Source organism: Dysgonomonas sp. UBA7710 (genome assembly GCF_002482385.1).
Classification (GTDB): domain Bacteria; phylum Bacteroidota; class Bacteroidia; order Bacteroidales; family Dysgonomonadaceae; genus Dysgonomonas.
The window spans coordinates 371,772-390,891 of sequence record NZ_DLFW01000047.1 but is presented as its reverse complement, the minus strand read 5'-3'; the positions used below and the strand labels follow the sequence as shown (position 1 = coordinate 390,891).

Here is a 19,120-nt window from a genome sequence, read left to right as displayed (position 1 = left end):
TATTATTACAATGCAGTTAAGAAGGAAATTGTATACCATTTTGGTCGTTTTGGTTTTGTCATCGACATATCCACTAATGAATATTCAGGCCCAATACATGCCTGTCGTTTACGACAGGACATATGGTGAAGACATCACATACCAGTATACCTGCCCTGTCACAAACGGGGAGGTAGCCCTGATAGGAAGTAATGATGGTGTTACTACGGTTACATGGATCAGCAGGGATGGATCGGCTGTTGCTTCCCGTACTTTGACGAAAGGGTTTGAGTCTGTAAACAACGCTTACCACATAGGTAATAGTAAACTATTGATACTGGGGCAATCCCGGGATTGGCTTTCGAAGAAAAAAGACAAAGGCGTTTACGGCAGATTTATTATAACTGATAAAACAGGAGAAATACTTAAAGATATTAATGTCGGAGAAACCGGTAGTGAACTGTTCTGCGGACAGCAGCTTCGTGACGGCAGTTTTGTACTAGGAGGATATGAGCCACGTTCGGGAAGCATCCGGGCAGGTATGCTTGCCAAGGTGGATTCTACCGGCAAGGTGGTTTATAAATATGTTTCCGACGAAGGTGGTCCATGTATGGGTTTCGATGTGCTCGGTAGTTCCAGGGAATATATACACGCGGCTTTTACGGCCGAAGAAGGTACTGTGTCTGCTGTAGTCAGACTTGACAGCAATGGAAAACCTGTATTCGTTACAAAATTACCGGAACCGGAATTTCATCTTTTTAAAATGATTACAGCCGAGGATGACCATATATTCCTTATCGGAAACAGCCAAATAGCCGGTGGACGAATAATGAAAATACGTCCGGAAGGAGATATTATATTCAGCAAAGAGATTGTACCGGCTTCGAGCGAAGTATCATTACAATATTTATCTCTTGCAAAGAACGGGAATGTCCTTGTTGGTGGAAATTCAGCGGATAAAAGCTACTATTCCCTGTTGCGCAACGATGGCACGGATTTGCAAAAATATATAATGAAGGGAATTGTTTCGGGTATGGAAATGAATCCTGTTTCGGGAGAATCTGTTATTGTTGGCTATGATACAGAACGTGGTCGTGGCACAATGATCGGATTGTCTAAAGACGGACGCCAAATATACCAAAAAGCTACCGATGGCAATTTCGATCAGGTGCATATGACAACAAACGGCATATTCTTAACCAGCAGGTCGAGCGGACGGGTATGTATGCTGTCTGCATCGGGTGAACTCCTGTTCGATCGTTATGCTATAGAAGATGACAAAAAGATGTTTGAAGAAATACTGTTCACACCAAACGGGGATATCCTGTTTAAAGATATGAAAAACCGCCTGATAAAATTAGGGCATGGACTATATGTGTCGGATGTAAAGATAAACAAACCGGTAAGTGGCTTCACAACTGCTATCTTTACCATCACACTTACCGGTTATCCGACAACAGACCAGGGTGCCCCTATACCTGTAAGAGTAGAATATCTAACTACAGACGGCACAGCTAACAAAAGCGACAACTATATTCCTGTCAAGGGTAGCCTGTCTTTTGTCCCTTCCAACGATGGTACAGCGCGATATATGATAAAGCAGGATGTAGAAGTTCCAGTGAAGGCCAATAATTTGATGGAAGGACGTAAAATGTTTGAACTGCGTCTGGCAAATGTGGAGCAAAGCTATATGGTGAAACCTGTCGGTGTAGGAGATATAGAAGATCAGGAAGTATTGGTTAAGCTGATGGGTACACGTGATGGACTTGAAGGTACACAGGATATTATATACGAACTGGGAATCTTCAAAACAAATGGCGAAGCATTAATCAATGCTACAGGCTCGGATATTATAGTGGAAGGTATTTATGGAAAAGGCACTGCCGACAATTTAGACTTTGATATGGGGGTCAGTCCACGCATAGTTATAGGAAGAGGTGCTAGCTCCGGTAAGTTTAATGTAAAAACATTAGAAGATACCCGTTATGAATTACCTAAGTCTGTGGTTGTAGACTTCAGAAAGATATATGCAATCAATGATGCGAATATCAATTTCGAAAGTTCAAACTTAAGCTGTACCGGCACAATTATAGATCAACCGGCGCATATTGCAATTAACTCGCTGGGCGACCATGGCAGAATGAATAGTATTGTATCCGGCTTTTTCAAATTTGCTCTGTTAAGGGCTTCGGATGGCGCTTTGCTTACAAATGCCACGGGAGGTGATATAGCTATTTCTTGTTCAGTAGATACTCAGACAACAGCAGAGGAAGGTAAAGACTTTGTATTCACAAATCGTCACGATTTACGTATCTGGGGCGATGGTAACCGTAGCGCTATCAATCTGAGCGGCATCATTCTGCATAATCCGGATAACAAGGGAATTAAAAAATTGGCAGTAGGCATAGATTCTGTAAAAAAACCGGACAATGCTCCTGAAATACAGATTTCCCCCAAAGAATCTATAGCCGGATTTTCAGTTGTCGAATAATAAGTAAAGTATGATGGAAAGCCGGGGTCGTTAGTAGTTAAAATTTAATGAAAAGTAAGACATGAAACACATAAATATTCCTTTGATTTTATCATTCAGACATTCACAGATAAAAGAGTTTGTAATGTACACAGGTTCTCGTAAAGGAGCCATCTCCTGTGACATTACGGAGGTAAGACCATCCGACTTGTGGAAAGATGAGATAGAAGAAAAAGAAAATCTATATAAAGAAATGAGAGTAATTTTTATAGATGATTCCCGGCTAAAAATCATGCCTTACGGCTATTTCTACAGATATAGGATGAGAAACGGAGTTGTGGAAATTCTGGTTTCCGGAAAAGATAAATGGATACCGTTCGCCTATGGAAACAGGGATAAGTTGACAATAAGATTGGGACTGACAGGTATAGTGGATATCCGCGGTGTAGAAAAGAAACGCTCATTGAACTACAACGAGACATGTTGGAGTGCATTTAATTATGCAGGTCTGTCTACTTTATCCTTACTGAAAAACGAAAAGAGAAAAATAGCCTGGTGCAATATCCACTATGTTTTTCAATAATTAAGAAGCTGACTCAAATGCAAAGAAGAAAATTGATAATGGAAAAAATGAATATAAAGAAACATACTAATCTGCTAATGTGCATATTGGCAGGGGCACTTATGTATTCATGTTCCGGAGATGAATCCCCAGCTCCTGAAGGTCTTAAACAGGAAACCTCTCTTTCTATTTTACTTAATGCCCCTCAGCAAGGGAAAGAGAAATCCTCCGGTAATCCGGATCTAAGCGCTGAAAGTAAGATATACAGTCTCGAAGTGCTTGTATTCAGATCGGAAGGTGAGTCGGAAGAAGGAAAACTGGATGGATATGGATATGTTGCCCGTCAGACAAAAAATGTAACCGGACAAGTTTACGATAAAGAATATATAGAGATCAATGAAATAAAAGATATAACCGTTACAGCAGGGAAACGGGATATTTATGTAATTGCGAATGCTCCCGATAAATATTTCAGTTCAGTAACCAATAGCCAGGATTTCCTGAAGAAATACGAGGATTTATCAACACAGGGACGCTATCCTTATCCGGGGACTACAACCCCGAATGCGGACGAAGATTTACCGATTGGAGGCATAAATCCTTCCAATCTGAAAATGAATCTTACTATGTGCAATTATAAAAAAAATGTATCCCTTAACAATTTATATGATCATCAGTATTTGGGATACACAACAAATAATGGCCGTCCCGACGGTGTCGACCCAGGTCAGGGTTGGTTGCTGGATAGCTCTAACCCTTTTTACATAGAGCGCTTAGTTGCAAGAATTGCCATACGAAAAATTGAATTTGATCTGCCTGCCAGTCTGCCTTTTGAAGGAGTGGGCTATCCTTCAAATGATTACACCTTTCAGATAGACTCTGTATTCATGCTAAATACAAAGACAACGTCAAAATTTGCAGCTGATTCTCAGATTGGATTTACAGAAAAGTTTGGCCATGGATGTCAAACAGGTTATTCTTTTTTGAATAATTCAACCCGGATTTACAATCTGAATCAGGATAGTGAGCCGGCAGATTATCTTATGGAAGCCATAACAGCGACTAATTATGATATTAGTACAAATGCGACGCCTCTATGGTTCTACGCATTTGAGAATGAAAGCGGTAGCTATCCCACTTATCTGGTAATAGGTGTCAGATACAATTTTAAAAGTTCTAAAGATAACAGTCTCAATACTCTCAAGTGCTACTATCCGGTAATAGTAAATCAGCCTAAAGCCGGAAAACTGGCAGATCATGACTATGTTAAGCGTAATTATCAATACCAGATCACAGCTATTATAAAAGGATTGGGAAGCATGTACGGAAATCCTACAGCCTTAAAGAATGCGCAGGCAACGGATTCGGAAGTTGAAATAACAGAAACAGTGGGGCGAAATCTCTTCCCTTGGACAGGAGATGTTTACAAGTAAAAAGAAATGATTATGAATAAGAATATCATTATAAGCTTATCCTTCAATTGTATGGATTTATTTGCGAAAGCATTCGGATTGTTAGTCACATTTGCCTTAATAGCGCTTTTGTCCGGATGCGACGGAGATAAAATCGTGGGAGAAGAACCTCTTGAGACAAATATTACGATGACTTTAAAGTCAGGTACCGACCCTGTATTCCTGAATAACGCTTTAATATATGTATTTACTAACACTGATAAGTTTGTAGAAAAGAAATTGAATGTAGTCAGAAATGACAATAAGCTTTCTACTTATATGCCTGTGGGTATATCTAATCTTGTGCTTTTGACTTGTAATACGGATATAGCCGGTAAAGTAACCCTTCCACCTTATGGGGGAGCAAATACTTATCCTATGTGGAAAACGGGTTTTACGACTTCAGCAAATGAGTTTTTAGCACAAACTCCGGCAGAACTCAGATACGCGTCGTTACCAAATACGGTTATAACCGAAAATATGAAGACGGAAAAGCAAGCTACGATGAACCGGAATGTGGCAAAAATACAGGTTATATTAAAGGATTATACCGGCTTTGACCAGATACATTCAGGAAGAAATGATTATGCATTTGTCGATCTGCTGGATGTGCCTACAACGCTGGATTGGACAGGCGGATATTATCCGGGTAAAGACAATCCGGACCACTCGGGAAATATACCGGTCAGGGAGTATTTCAACTTTAATGCCCAATTAAAAGCCGATACCGTAAATTTTATAGTTCCGGCGCACAGGGGTTCGGATGCTTTCGAAACACAGCATGTAGATACCACAACTCACAAATTGCGATTGCGTACCAGCATGCCACTGAAAGGACAGAGCTATTTCGGGAAGACTCCCATCGAGATATCTTTTGTACCTAAGATTAACCGGATCATACAACTCATAGTCACTTTCAGGGGAGAACCGGAAACAAATCTGAGTATAAATATAACTGTTAAGGATTGGGCTGATCCCATCGATCAGGAGATAATATTTGATTAAACTAAAACAGCAAGTTTATGGAACCTAAAAATATACGTTCAAAGGCACATTTACTAATTATTTTCTTTAGTATATCGCTCTTCTCTGTTGCGCAGACAAAAGAAAATAATAAGAATTCGCTGCAAGGGAAATGGGTACTGGAGAATGTTTGTGTTGATGATGCAGGACGTACGCTATATATTGATAGCTCCAGTAGTTACGGTGAATTTTACTCCGGAATAGAGATCAAAGAAAATATAATATGTCTTAAAGAAGATGAGACGAAAAATCAGGAAGTGAAATACGAAGTGGATGGAAACTTTCTGGGATTTGACCTTTCATCCGGACAATCGTTCATCGCTGAATGGGCTGTACTCGACGGCAAGTTATACCTGGAGTTCAATAGTTCTAATCCCTATAATACATCAAAGGAAATTAAGATTTTACTGATTTATACAAAAAATAAGTAACATATTTTCATCCTAGTAGTGAAGTAATAAATGTAAAGAAATATGCAACATTTTACTGTTTTACATAAAATATTTTCTAACGGTTCTTTTCTTCAGAAAGGCATAAGAAAACGTTTGGTACAGGTAATTTCAATTCTGTGGTTAGGATTTATAACGACAGCCATGCAGGCGCAGACTGTGGTTTCACATAATATAAGTTCAGGAAGTCTGACTATACCGGGTAATTCTTCCAGTAATTATATTATTACCGGGACAACTACAGCTAATACTATAACAATTCAATCCGGTTACCATGGTACTGTCACATTGGACAATATGTCTATTACATCATCAAAGACAGGAGCAACTTCAGGGACAGCCAGAGGAACCAGTACAGATGTCTCGTGTATCTCTGTTCTGGGTGAGAATAATCGATCCAATCTCAATCCTGTTACTAAAGTCAATTTTATACTGAAAGGAACCAATACCCTTACATATACACAAAATCACTATTGTGCCATTCAGGTAAATCAGGGGGCGCAGATACATATCAGTGCTGATAACCCTGATGTTAATTCTTCCGGGAAGTTAACTGCTGAATGTACATATGGAGCAAGCGGTAGCGGAGGAGGTGGAGCTGCCATTGGCGCGCCCAATTTTACTCAGGGAAACGGACAAGGCACTTCTTCTTCAATCACCTGTAATGCAGGAAGTAATGGTGGGTCGTATAAAAATACAGCCGGAGGGAATATTATTATTTCCAGTGGAACGGTAATAGCTAATGGAGGACATGCTGCCGGTATTGGTGGTGGATGGTACACATATTATAACGGGATAATCCTGATATATGGAGGTGATGTAACAGCCAGCTCGAAACGTCATGCGGCAGGTATCGGAAGCGGGTGTCCGACCGGAAGCGGAGTTATTGGATGTTATGCGGATAATAGCGCAATAATATCATTGCCACCTGCAACCATAGAAGGTTATGGAGCAGGGGAAACAAATACGGTAGTTCCTGATCTGGCACTGGCAGGAGCAAAAAATATAACTTATATAAACGATCCGAACAAAACAAAAATCACAGTGCATACTGAAGATTATCAGCCCGATGCGAATATTTATCTCGATCTGACGCAAACCACAGGTCTGGCAAATATATTTACCCAGTTGGGGATTGACTATGATTTGAAAAAGGTAAGGGTTGGAAGAACCGGTGCGGACGGTAAATTTGTTTTCAATGCACATTTTGAACAGCTTACAACATTCTTTACCGATGCATCCAGTAATAGTAACGGGCGTCCTTATATGCCGGTAGTGACCACTGTAACAGGAAACCAGGGTAGTACAAGGGATATAGAACTACCACTTTTAAAAACAGATATTGCCTTTACTGATTATGCGTCAACACCTCTTGAGGTTGGCTATACGGCCCAACAAGCATGGAACAATGCTCATAGGATAAAGATGGAATACAAAGACGATGAGTCTATGAGCAATCTTACTTTCAAACTTCAGGCAGGAACGGCGAGTAATTTTACAGGGATTAAATTCCTTGCAGCCGACGGAATTACTGAAGTTTCTGCGCCTACTACCTTAAATAAAGGTGATGTTTATTATATAGTTTTACCTATAGTAACAGGTAAGCAGATAGGTGTGTATTCTGATGTCCTTCTTATTAACGGGAACTGGAAAGGTGTCGCCTTACCCGGCTATATCCGCAGGATAGGCATGCAAAGAGTTGTAAGTAATGATACGGGTATAAATGAACATATTAAAGTAACCGCTTCACCCAATAAGTCTATATTCCTGACGTCGGCGTCAAATAAAGATGTTGAGTTAGCCTTGAATATAAATCATACAGGTACAGGAGTTAACTATGACCCGCTTGATGTAAAAGCCAAATATTTAATAACAACAGAAAAGAATTATAATGCAATTACCACTTCCGTCAATGACTGGACAAATCTGAATGTCCCTGATGGTATTAATACGGATAAGAAAACGACAGTCTCTTTTAACGGAGCAAATATAAATAAAAGGACCGGTTATTATATTCACTGGTATGTAGAATCGGGTGTGGTATATGCACATAGTCAGGATGTAACTGATCCTCCGCTTATATACGGCGGCTTTGGACCCTATATAATTGCTGATCCTGTAACAGCAGGTACTTTGGCTGGTAATCCGTATGTATGTAGTGGGCAAATTCCAACCGAAATAAAAGGCGAAGCTTCCTCGGGCGGTAGTGGTGATTTTAGTTACAGATGGCAGCTAAGTACGGACAATGTAATCTGGACCGATGCTCCCGGCACGAATAATGCACTTAACTATACTCCGGCTGTATTGACCGCATCCACGGTTTATTATCGCCGGACAACTACAGACAATCAGTATGGAGGAACTTACTACAGTAATATTTTTTCTATCAGTATAGTAGCAGGTGGTCAGATACTATATTGGAAAAAAAGTGCTGCCAACAATAATTGGAACGATCCGTCCAACTGGGTAGATGTATCGGGAACAGCGCTGAATATGGTACCTGTTTCTTGTTCCAATGTATATATTCCGGGAGGTTTAACTGTCTATCCATCGCTGGATACCAATAGTACGCCGGTTGATGTGTATGGCATGCCTATATGCTGCAACATAACATTCGAATATGGAGCAGAACTGGCATATCAGCACAGACTGACTTATGAGAAAGCGTATATCCAGTATAACTGGGGTTATTATGAGAATATGGCCGGGGTAAATTATGGAAATCAGCCCGTTGGTAATGCCAGTATTTCGGGTACAGCGATGCTGCGGGATAAGTGGTATGCACTATCGGCCCCACTGAAAGGAATGGCTACAGGAGATTTTGCTTTTGCGGGATATCCTCTGACATGGCAGGCCGGGTTTGCTTTGTCCGATCCTCAAACCGGAACAAAAGGACGGGAGATTGAAGTTGGTGATTTCAGTAAAAAATTCTCTGCTAATGATGTGCCGTTAAATGAAACAAATAATGCTATTGCAGTAAAAGTTGCTTTATATCAGAACTCTATCGGCTATGCAGACCATCGTAATCTTGAAGGTCTAAAGGGAATAATAGAAATTCCGTATTTTGAAAATGCTGCAAAACTTCCTTATTATCCGGGACACAGCTACGACAGGTTTACAAAAGAAAGTAAGTTTTTCTACTTCAATACGCAGACATTACAACTGTTGTATTCCCCTCTCGGGCGAATGAAGCGTGGTAGCGAAGCTTATAGATTTATTTATGAAGAAAATGGAACTGTACCCAATATTACTGTTCCAGACTCTCCTACTAAAGTCCCTGGTTATGAACAAAAGGTAAAAAGAAATAGCAGTACATCATTGAAGGCCATGATTGGTAATCCGTTTCTGGCACAAATAAACTCCGGTCATTTTTTAGATATAAACAATTCGGATGCTGCCAGGAAAAAAATAAATGAAACGGCAGGATATCAGTTGTTTAACAGCCTGGATGGTACATGGAAGCACTACCCATTTTCAACGGCCAACTATATCCCTGCATACCAATCGTTTATAATTACCCTTATGGATGAGGAAGTAAATCTGCTTTTCCCTCTCGAAGGTAATTATGCTCTGACAAGCCCAATTACAGCCAGCAGCCCTTCTTCAGTTTTAAGTGCGGGAAACTTATATCTGAAGTCTACTGCTGGTAATGGGGCGGAAGGTGACCGTTCTGTTCTTGTCCCTTCCGGGCCTAAAGCAGAATCGAATATATCCAATGTTAAGAAAATGATTAGTTCGCAAGGGTATGCCATACCCGAAACATTCTTTCTTACTGCTGATAACAAAAGTTATAATCTAATTCAGGCATATGAAAAAGGAGTTGGTGAAATAGGAATAGGAGTAAAATGCTCTGATACTAAAAATACACTTTCGCTTAAATTCGAGAATGTGGATAGATTTTTATCTGCCAGTGATTTATACCCGATACTCGTTGATAAATATTTAGGAGTTAAGCAAAATCTGGTTTTGAATAATACATATGATTTTACTCAACGTCCGGTAGATTCTAAAAATGAATATATCGATGCCGGTAGGTTTGCTTTGCAATTAATATCGCCAGATCTGTTAGAGTCGGAGCCGGGATCTGACATCAGTATCATATACAATAATAAACAATTGGTAGTTAATGCAAACCGGAATATAGAGCAAATCCGGATATATGATGTACTTGGGCGCCGTATATTTTCTGATGTGAAAATAAATACCAGCCTTTATGTAAAATTCATCCCTCTAAATCAGGGAATCTATATTGTGAAAGTGCATACTAAGGAGGGAGGAATAAAAGTTGGCAAAATTATAGCACCTTAAAAATAGAAAAATATGAGCAACATTCAGCAAATATTGGAAAAGGAAAAGTCTAACGACAAGCATATCCGCCTATACCGGATCGATGGGTACTGGCTTGCCTTTGAGCGTTCAGCCTTCAATTTGTTCTCGGTCTGTAACGTAGATATGATTCTCAAGATAAAAGACGTTCGGGAAGAAGGAAGCAGTATTCTGATTGTCATCGTGAAGGACGGGGAGCCTTGCTTGTTCAATCCGCATTTCACGGTTCTTGACAGTTCAGAGAATGAAATGCTGATAGCCAGCCGTACGATCTGTAAGGGATTCGCTTTTTGGAAAGACAGCTTGATTCCGAGGTTTAGAAAAAATATTCATCCCGTCTCAGAGGATGATATTCCTCATATGTTCCAACATTTGAGTTTAGAGATGTTGCTATGCTAATAAAAACATATAGAGACCGGTATCAAATCCGGTATCGTAAATTATAATTTATCAATAATAAATAAAATGGTAATGATTTCTGAAAATTTATCTGATTATATACATATTGTGCGAAGAGATAGAAAAAGAGCGTTGCCCGTGCTCAAGAAACATTGTAATAATCCGGTAATAGATATAAGAGCAGTCCTGATTGGAGGGTGTGGTACTATTGTGGTGTTTTTATTTAGTATGATAACTTTTATGTTGCTATGAAGACACTCTTTATCTCTATATTGCTTCTTGCAGGTACATATACAGCCAGTTCCCAAAATATCGGGGTGCAAGCCGGGATTCGGCTCAATACATCTACTGTAAGATATACCGGAGTTGATATAAGCCGTAAAGCCGGCTTTGAAGGTGGCTTTTCTTACCAACATACTATCGGTTTGCCTGGCCTGAGTTTTCGTGCTGCGATACTTTATTTCAATCAGGAATTCAGTCTGGAAAACGATATGGGAAACAATACCGGAATTACCTACCATTTTATGGAGGATAATCTGAAGTTGCCTCTGATAGCCGAATGGAGCCCGTTCCCGGCACAAATAAAACCTTTTGTACAAGGGGGGATATATACTTCTTATGCTATCTCAGGTAACATAAAGGACAGCGACTCCGAGAATAGTCTGAAATACGAAAAAGCGGGACACCGGCTCGATTATGGAATTGTCATAGGTGCCGGAGTTTATCTGACCCGGTATATTGTTTTGGATATCAAGTATGAACACGGATTTGCCGGTCGTAATTTAATGCTTGGCGACCAAACAGTGTATGTCTGTAACAAAGGGTATTCAGCCTCATTACGTTATCTTTTTTAATATATATTGAGATGTTTAATAAATACAGAATAAATAAGGGCTCTAATGGTCAGAGTCCTGATTCACGGTCACTTAGTATTCTTTCCGGTTCTGCAGAACTGAAGGGTGAAATCAAAATAGAAGATGACTTTAGAATAGATGGCAATGTGCACGGAGATATCTATAGCGGTGGTAAAGTAGTTATAGGCATTGAAGGCTGTGTCAAAGGGAAAATAGTAGGAAAATCAGTTGAAGTCATTGGGAAGATTCTGGGTGATGTGATAGTCTCTGACGTTGTTGTCTTGCGTGCCTCATGCTATTATGAAGGGCAGATAACAGCCCGTAACATAGAGATCGAAGCAGGAGCTAGTTTTTTTGGTAATTGCAGAATGGAAGAAGATGAGATTCTCAAAGATGTCAAGACAGGTATATTACCAATGGTCGATAACGAGTAATAAAAATAGAATGGATACCGCAATGTAGTTTTGTAAAGTCTGTTGTGATTATATGAGCTGGGAAGCCAATGTAATCAACCCTGTAACTAACCTTCCCCCCCCTCTTGGGAAGGTTAGCAGAAGGGTAAACAGAGTAATGACAAATGGAGTTTCTGAGATTTGTTTTAATCGGATTAACTATTTAGTATTGTGTAGTTTACAAATTGCTGCATTTTCCATTCAATAAAGATTCAGTTAAGCAGAAATTAAAGATAGAACAGGATGATAAAGAACAGAATTATTTTAGTATTAATGAGTGGACTGCTTGTGGCCATCTCATTACAGGCGGATGGAGGTAAAAGCCGGGATAAAGAAAAACCGGAGTCTGGCAGAAAAATTCTAACAGAAGAATTTAAGGATAGAATCACCGGATGTGTTATCACTTACGAGTACTATAAAGACCCGGAGGGGAAAAAGATACTTCACGGCAAATACAAGCGGCAGTGGTCTCTTCCCAAGGATGACAGGGGTAACTGGTCGGGACGCGAGGTCATAACGGCAATATTTGCAAATAATAGGTTGAATGGTGTTGTAACCATTAACTGTGAAAAATATAAATGGCAGAGAAAAAGTGAGTTTATAAAAGGAAAAGGTAGAAAAGTGTCATTGATTCCGGTAGAATCTTATATCGTTAATAATTTAAAGTTAACTGTAAAGAATGATACACTGGCCGGGACATTCAATTTCGAACTCGGAAACCTGAAATATGAAGCATTGGGAAAAGTGAATGAAGCCGGTGAAATGCAGGGAAAGTACACCCTTTACAGAAAAAATATCACCGAACATACAACCAACCCCCGAAATATAAGATACGACTGGGTGGTCGAAGAACAATATTTATGTGATCCCGATTACACGTACAAAGACGCTGTTCCTAAAGTAACAGAAGTGGTACTGGGCTATCCGGGAACTTCCAGAAGCGAACAAATACGGATTAAAATACCTAGGCTGAGGTTGAGTATATCTCCAAAGTAAAAATATATCAAGGACAAAATTATTAATATGAAAAAAAGTACTAAATCAAATATATCGTCATCTGTTTTATTATTGTTGCTCTCGTTGGTAGCTATGTTTGTTATGTTTGTTTCCTGTTCTTCGAATAAGATGAGAGGCAAAATAGAAATAGAACGGCTTTTCATGCAAACGACAAAGCCTGAAATAGATTTTGTAAATAGCGGAGGACTACAAGGGCAGGGCGGACCCCGGACAATATCGGAAGAAGTATCATTTACAAATCCCGAAGACCAATCTCTGGAAGAGAATGAAGTCTTCGCCAGTAAAGCAACCAAATTAGATACCAGTAAAGTTTATAAATTATCGGAAGTAGTTATAAAGGTTAAATCATATTTTGCACCTGAGCGCGATGGGAAGGTTAATCTTGACTTCAATATCATTGCACCCGTTGATGTTTTAGATCCTAATTGGCGGCTGGTACTTGTACCCAAGCTGATAGACGGGGATTCCATTTGCCGGTTGGATACGGTCATTCTTGCAGGAGAAGGCTTCAAAGATAAGCAAACAGGAGATTATGAGGCTTATGAAGACTTTCTTTCTACTATCGTCGATCCTTCAGCCTACGATTCTTTGTTCGTAAATTGGAAAAGTTTATACAAAGAAATTCATAAAGTGCAGCGGCGCAACTATGAAGATTATCGGAATCAATATGAGCTGGTAAGGAACTATGAGGATTGGAAAAAGATGAACGAAATGGAATTCCTGAGTATGGAGGCTCTAGCCATGCGGCACAAGAAACATATGTATAGCAAATATTGGCGCAAAGCGGAGAATCAGGTAATAAAGAATAAAGAGAACGGAAAAATTTCGGATGGTATACATGAGAAATACGATCAGAAATATAAGAAAGACTATGTAAATTTTCTGAAAGATGTATTCTCTTTGCATTGGCTCGATAGTGTTACGATTGATCTTAATCTGCATGCACAAAAAGATAGCATATTAAAGAGAAGCCATGTACCCCGCAAATATCGGGAGATACACGCAAAAAAGCTAACCTTAAATGACATGAAGGCGCAAGCTTTTACCCCGGAAGATTCAGCCAGGATAGCAAAGCATCACTATCTGATAGATGAGATTGTGTTGAATGAACTTAATATAAACCGTAAAGATGATATTTTTAAAGAAACTGTTGAATTCCCTTACCGTTCCGGTCTGGGAGGATTGAAAATAGATACGACGATTACAGCAGAGAATGATGTTATTTACCATTATCGACAGCCGTGGGTGGTAAGGCCGGGTATGAAGAATTTGAAGATAGTTCTGGAATCAAAAGCAGAGGCTATAGATCGCTCTGTGTTTGTATTTCCTACTTCTGATACTTTGACTTATTTTATAGCTTCATTATCACAATTGGCGGATGGAGATCTCGCTACAGACCGTAGGAAATTACATAAATTTCTATTTGATAAAGGAAGTGTACAGCCGGATTATAAGACACGCAAATCATATCAGTTTGATGAGAGTATAAATCAGGGTGTTTTCGATAAATTAGTGGAAGCGTATAATACTTATGCAGCCAAGCCTGAATATTCAGTGGATAGTATAATTATACAATGCAGTGTAGATCTGCAAGGTGATTGGGAGTCTAATTATGAACAATCCCTGCGCCGGGGAAATGCGATTTCCGCTTTTTTGAAAAATAAGATTGCGGCACCTCTGGTAGTTAAACCTAAAGGGGAAGATTGGAGCTCTTTAGTCAAAGAAATTCAACTGCGAAATGATTTACCTAATAGAGCAGCGATACTGGACACATTAACCAATGCCGTCTATCCGGATAAATCGGAAGAAATTATCAAAAAAATGTATCCTGAAGATTACAGAATTATCCGGGATGAAATATACCCTAAACTAAATCGTATTGATTATTTTATAGAGCTGTGTAGGACTGATATTGAAAAAGATACGATTCAGGTGACTTATCGTGAAGATTATGCCGATGCGATCCGTTTATTGAAAAACGGCGAATACATGGATGCTCTTGAAATATTGGCGGCTTATGGTGACTATAATACGGCCTTATGCCTGGTATGTCTGGGATATAATGATAAGGCTTTAAATGTTTTGGATAGATTGCCGGAATCTCCGCAAAATGAGTATTTATCGGCCATTATATTTTCCCGTAAAAAAGATGATAAAGAGGCAGCCAAAAGACTGATAAATGCCTGTAAATTAAATCCCGATCTATACAATAGAATAAGACTGGATTCGGAAGTTAGCGAACTGGCAGACAGAGTCAACTTATGGCCACGGCTAAGTAAATATTAACATAATATAAATATAAGATAGTATGAATTATATCAGAACTATATTGACATTAGGATTCTTGGTTGCAGCCTTGACAGTTCTTTCACAAACGGATTCCAAGAATTCGATAACCTCGGAGTGGGAAAATATATCGTTAGGTAAGTTGCAAAAGAAACCTCGGTTTAAAGAGCCTATGATTTCTGTTCGTTTTATTTCGGAAGAAGGAGCCCGTTTTTTGCACCTTTCCCTTAAATACATGTTTACAGATGCAGTGTTTGAAGAGGCAGTCCCGGTGGAATATTACAAAAATGAAAAGTTGGAATGCGTTACAGACAAAGGAAAATTTGAGCTTCGGGCAGTAAGGTATGCCAAAGCCAGAAGGATGAGTACTGTTGCCCAGAAAACAGCAGACATAAGGGTTATCTTTGGCGGAGATTTGTCTTTTCTAAGTAATAATCTGATAAAGAATTTTACAGTTCATTATGCTCAAGGTTATCAAAACATTGACTTGAATACAGAGGAAGCGACTCACTTACTGGAGGCATATAATAAATTCTTATCCACGTTACCTAAGCCTAAAGAAACACCTCATGTAAAGATCGAAGGCGTAGCGCCAAAGATTGTAAGACCTGATACGATACAATCCAGTCAAAGCTCGCTCGACCGGCTTCGTAAGCAGGCAAGAAACTGGCGGAAATAATCAATCTGGGAGCTTGCAGGAATCTGAATATCAATAAACATTAAGTCTCTCCGTCAATTGTTTTCTTTAGGTTCCTGCTTACTCTTATATGGCAAACTGGTATAATCGCGCTATAAATGAAGTAGTAATGGGTACTCTGATAAGTATCATATATATAAGAATTGACAAGGTTAAAAAAATAGACAATGGACGTATGTTTTTTTCTTTTGGCAGGATATCAGGTTATATGCTGGATATGTATTATTTTAAGTATGAAAAGAATTCCTACAGACATTGACCTATGGGGAGAAGAGGTTGACTGACGAAATATCAGCAGGATGTTAAATCCGGCCAGATACAACTAACCTGGCTGGAAAAGCTACTTTGATAATTACCAGTTTCTCGCTGCTTTGCTTAATGTATATGCCGGACTGCCCGTAATTAGTAACGAGGACGGGTTACTAATTACCCAATAAGATTTCAAAACTATAAGATCCATTATTAATTGTAACATTCTTATTTTTGCTCTTAACTACCTTTCCATTCAATTTATAACCTGCTGCATCCCGGGGTAGGATAACCGTCCCCATGCTGCCTACAGGTAATATGACATTGATTGTCAGTTTATCGGCATTCAGATTCCAATCTACCGAAATAGTACCGTAAGGCGATTCTTTCGTCGTCTTTGCCCATGATACGCCTTTAGGGATTTGCGGTTCTATTATCACATGCTGATAACCGGGCTTATCTTCATCGGTACGAATACCTCCCACAGCCTGATAAAACCACGATCCTATACCATTGTAGCAGTTATGCACCCTGCTGCGTTCACCGCTCCAATATTCCCAGGTAGTAGTTGCTCCGTTGTCTATCATATGTAAGTAACCCGGATAATCGTGTTTCTTCAGCATCGTGTACATGAAATCGACGGCTTTATTCTCGATTGCCCATCTGGTAAGGATAGGTACCCCGACCAGTCCCACGGCTATATGGTTGTTGTGCCGTTCGGCTGTCAGGGAGAGAAGCCGCTCCTTAACGTCGTTGTATAGGGTAGGAGGGGTGACCCCGACCAGCATAGGATAAGACATATCCAGTTGTGAACCTGTCGAATACATCTTTTCATCTTTATTGTAATATGTTTTTTGCAACAGTTGGTTAAGTTTATCCCTGCGTGACGCAAATTCTTTTGCCTCATCGGACTTACCCAGTATTCCAGCTATCTTTTCCATTTTGGAAAAGCAATCACTTACAAAGCAATTATTAACCAGATTTATAGACAGTTCATTACCCGAGTCTACACCTATTGGCGCCAGCCAGTCTCCCAAAAACCAGTCACGATACGGAGTATCAGGCCATCGTTTCAGCAATCCGTCCACGGTGTATTTTTCCACATAGCCGAGCCACTCTTTCATGGCCGGATAATGCTTCTCTATCAATCTCGGATCGTTATAATTCAGATACGTCTGCCATGGAGCCATAATGATGAAGCCACACCAGTACGGGCCACCGCCGCCTGCTCCCGGATTGGGGGCGACATGAGGTAAGCTGCCGCCTTCACGCATCGAATCGTTCCATGCCTGCATCCAGTTGGTAAACAGGGGGGCAACATTATACATGGTCTGGAGGCTTTCCGTCGAAGAATTTCCGTCGCCTCCGTATCCGGCACGTTCGAGATGAGGACAGTCTACCATATATCCGCTGTATGCCAGGCATTTCATGGTGTATTGAATCATGTTGTGTATGGCATTTAGTTCAGGATCAGAACATTCGAATGTCGATGCCTGACGGTAATCGGTATGGATGAGATATGCTTTTATATCTTCCTTATCCGGTCTGACCGTAAGATTGGATATACGGATATGACGGAAAGCATGGCTATGGAATTTATTGCAAAATACATCCGTACCGTTGCCTACTCCGACATAAATATCACTTTGTCCCTGATCGAGAAATTTACCCTCTTTATCCATGAAATCGCTATATTCCATTAAAATCTCCTGGCCTTCGCTCAGATGAGGCAGGCGGATCTTAAACCAGCCGTTCAGGACTTTACCCATATCCACGAGCCATGTACTGTCACCAAGTTGTGTGATATTCTGAGGAACTAAGGTTTCCTGTATTTTGTCGGACTCCGTCATTACAGGAGTGGCTTTATGTTCCGGAATACCGATTTCCACGACAGGGTACCAGCTCATTTGGTCGAGAGTGGTGGGGTTCAAATCTTTAGGAAGTATTCTTCCGTCCAGTTTTTCACCTGCAAACCGGAGTGCCTGCCATATACCTGTCTCTATATATCCTCCGTGTCTGCCTTTCCATGAGCTGTCAGTCGCAATCACGGTATTCCATCCACCGCCCTCTTTGATATCCAGCTGAGCTTTCACCAAAGGCCCGTCATATACGGCATCGAATGTATTTTTCCGGTACCATCCTTTGGCAAGCCATAAGACCAGATCGTTTTTACCTTCTTTCAGGTAAGGGGTTACATCGTATGTAACTATCAAGGATCTTTTATTCAACTGCGATACCGCAGGAGAGAGTACATCATCACTTACCTTCCGGCCATTGATATATACTTCGTAGTATCCCAATGCGTTGACATGCAAAAATGATGTATTGATACTATCGACATTGAAACTCTTTCTTAGTATCGGACTTTGTATATTTCCCGCTGTCGACGATAAGCCGATATAACTGCCCCGCGCATCTTCCTTATCGATTATACCTACTCCGAATCTGTTGATTTCGCTCCATCCGGAAACTTCATTCTTACTGTTCCATACACGAATCCGCCAGTAGCACAGCGAACGGGAGGCCAATCCCTTACCTTTGTACGGAACCATTACGGAAGAGGCTGATTTTTGCTTGCCGGAGTTCCATAAGTCAGCCTTGTTTCCGAGCAAAGACATACTGTCGGAGGCAACCTGTATTTCGTAATACCGTTGTAGCATAGTTCCTTTGGTGTATTTTATTTTCCAACTGAAATGCGGCGATGTATTATCTATCGCATTAGGGTTTGTAAGGTTTTCACACTTCAGGTCATATACTGTTATAGAGGCATTCAGACTACAACTGATTGCAATAAACAGGAAAGATATGATTGTGAAAATTAAACATTTTTTCTTTTGCATAATTCTTCTTGTTTTTAAGGGTTATATATAAGATATACAATGGCTTGATGATAATTCCGATTCTAT

Annotated in this window: 13 protein-coding genes; 12 read left to right on the top strand and 1 reads right to left on the bottom strand. The window is 40.0% G+C overall.

What is annotated here, in order from left to right; translation table 11 throughout:
* Positions 1 to 10: 10 nt before the first annotated feature.
* From B3317_RS16910 to B3317_RS16855, 12 genes are all read left to right on the top strand, one after another.
* On the top strand, positions 11 to 2,470 hold the full coding sequence (locus B3317_RS16910; protein WP_291113874.1) for a Calx-beta domain-containing protein: 2,460 nt from the start codon (positions 11 to 13) through the stop codon (positions 2,468 to 2,470).
* 61 nt (positions 2,471 to 2,531) lie between these two features.
* On the top strand, positions 2,532 to 3,032 hold the full coding sequence (locus B3317_RS16905; RefSeq protein WP_291113871.1) for a hypothetical protein: 501 nt from the start codon (positions 2,532 to 2,534) through the stop codon (positions 3,030 to 3,032).
* A 17-nt stretch (positions 3,033 to 3,049) separates the two neighbouring features.
* Entirely contained in the window at positions 3,050 to 4,444 is a 1,395-nt protein-coding gene (locus B3317_RS16900; RefSeq protein WP_291113869.1) for a fimbrial protein, read from the top strand.
* A gap of 12 nt (positions 4,445 to 4,456) precedes the next feature.
* Positions 4,457 to 5,467 (top strand): FimB/Mfa2 family fimbrial subunit, encoded by a 1,011-nt coding sequence (locus B3317_RS16895; RefSeq protein ID WP_291113866.1) that lies wholly within the window; start codon positions 4,457 to 4,459, stop codon positions 5,465 to 5,467.
* A gap of 17 nt (positions 5,468 to 5,484) precedes the next feature.
* Positions 5,485 to 5,916: a hypothetical protein gene (locus B3317_RS16890; RefSeq protein ID WP_291113863.1), complete on the top strand. Its 432-nt coding sequence runs from the start codon at positions 5,485 to 5,487 to the stop codon at positions 5,914 to 5,916.
* A 42-nt stretch (positions 5,917 to 5,958) separates the two neighbouring features.
* On the top strand, positions 5,959 to 10,242 hold the full coding sequence (locus B3317_RS16885; protein WP_291113860.1) for a T9SS type A sorting domain-containing protein: 4,284 nt from the start codon (positions 5,959 to 5,961) through the stop codon (positions 10,240 to 10,242).
* A gap of 12 nt (positions 10,243 to 10,254) precedes the next feature.
* Entirely contained in the window at positions 10,255 to 10,659 is a 405-nt protein-coding gene (locus B3317_RS16880; RefSeq protein ID WP_291113857.1) for a hypothetical protein, read from the top strand.
* Positions 10,660 to 10,907: 248 nt separating this feature from the next.
* Positions 10,908 to 11,513, top strand: a complete 606-nt coding sequence (locus B3317_RS16875; RefSeq protein WP_291113854.1) for a porin family protein — start codon at positions 10,908 to 10,910, stop codon at positions 11,511 to 11,513.
* Between the two features lie 11 nt (positions 11,514 to 11,524).
* Positions 11,525 to 11,947, top strand: coding sequence for a bactofilin family protein (locus B3317_RS16870; RefSeq protein ID WP_291113851.1), 423 nt, complete (start codon positions 11,525 to 11,527; stop codon positions 11,945 to 11,947).
* 261 nt (positions 11,948 to 12,208) lie between these two features.
* Positions 12,209 to 12,961, top strand: coding sequence for a hypothetical protein (locus tag B3317_RS16865; protein WP_291113849.1), 753 nt, complete (start codon positions 12,209 to 12,211; stop codon positions 12,959 to 12,961).
* Positions 12,962 to 12,988: 27 nt separating this feature from the next.
* Entirely contained in the window at positions 12,989 to 15,268 is a 2,280-nt protein-coding gene (locus tag B3317_RS16860; RefSeq protein WP_291113846.1) for a tetratricopeptide repeat protein, read from the top strand.
* A gap of 22 nt (positions 15,269 to 15,290) precedes the next feature.
* Complete coding sequence (locus B3317_RS16855; protein WP_291113843.1) at positions 15,291 to 15,947, top strand: hypothetical protein; 657 nt, start codon at positions 15,291 to 15,293, stop codon at positions 15,945 to 15,947.
* 440 nt (positions 15,948 to 16,387) lie between these two features.
* Here the strand turns inward: B3317_RS16855 and B3317_RS16850 are convergent, their stop codons facing one another.
* Positions 16,388 to 19,054 (bottom strand): family 78 glycoside hydrolase catalytic domain, encoded by a 2,667-nt coding sequence (locus B3317_RS16850; protein WP_291113840.1) that lies wholly within the window; start codon positions 19,052 to 19,054, stop codon positions 16,388 to 16,390.
* Between the last annotated feature and the right edge of the window lie 66 nt (positions 19,055 to 19,120).

Excerpts from the sequence above, each read along its gene's own strand:
- B3317_RS16910 (WP_291113874.1), top strand. The coding sequence starts at position 11 with ATGCAGTTAAGAAGGAAATTGTATACCATTTTGGTCGTTTTGGTTTTG.
- B3317_RS16875 (WP_291113854.1), top strand. The coding sequence starts at position 10,908 with ATGAAGACACTCTTTATCTCTATATTGCTTCTTGCAGGTACATATACA.
- B3317_RS16850 (WP_291113840.1), bottom strand. The coding sequence starts at position 19,054 with ATGCAAAAGAAAAAATGTTTAATTTTCACAATCATATCTTTCCTGTTT.
- B3317_RS16865 (WP_291113849.1), top strand. The coding sequence starts at position 12,209 with ATGATAAAGAACAGAATTATTTTAGTATTAATGAGTGGACTGCTTGTG.
- B3317_RS16885 (WP_291113860.1), top strand. The coding sequence starts at position 5,959 with ATGCAACATTTTACTGTTTTACATAAAATATTTTCTAACGGTTCTTTT.
- B3317_RS16895 (WP_291113866.1), top strand. The coding sequence starts at position 4,457 with ATGAATAAGAATATCATTATAAGCTTATCCTTCAATTGTATGGATTTA.
- B3317_RS16890 (WP_291113863.1), top strand. The coding sequence starts at position 5,485 with ATGGAACCTAAAAATATACGTTCAAAGGCACATTTACTAATTATTTTC.
- B3317_RS16860 (WP_291113846.1), top strand. The coding sequence starts at position 12,989 with ATGAAAAAAAGTACTAAATCAAATATATCGTCATCTGTTTTATTATTG.
- B3317_RS16870 (WP_291113851.1), top strand. The coding sequence starts at position 11,525 with ATGTTTAATAAATACAGAATAAATAAGGGCTCTAATGGTCAGAGTCCT.
- B3317_RS16900 (WP_291113869.1), top strand. The coding sequence starts at position 3,050 with ATGCAAAGAAGAAAATTGATAATGGAAAAAATGAATATAAAGAAACAT.
- B3317_RS16855 (WP_291113843.1), top strand. The coding sequence starts at position 15,291 with ATGAATTATATCAGAACTATATTGACATTAGGATTCTTGGTTGCAGCC.
- B3317_RS16880 (WP_291113857.1), top strand. The coding sequence starts at position 10,255 with ATGAGCAACATTCAGCAAATATTGGAAAAGGAAAAGTCTAACGACAAG.
- B3317_RS16905 (WP_291113871.1), top strand. The coding sequence starts at position 2,532 with ATGAAACACATAAATATTCCTTTGATTTTATCATTCAGACATTCACAG.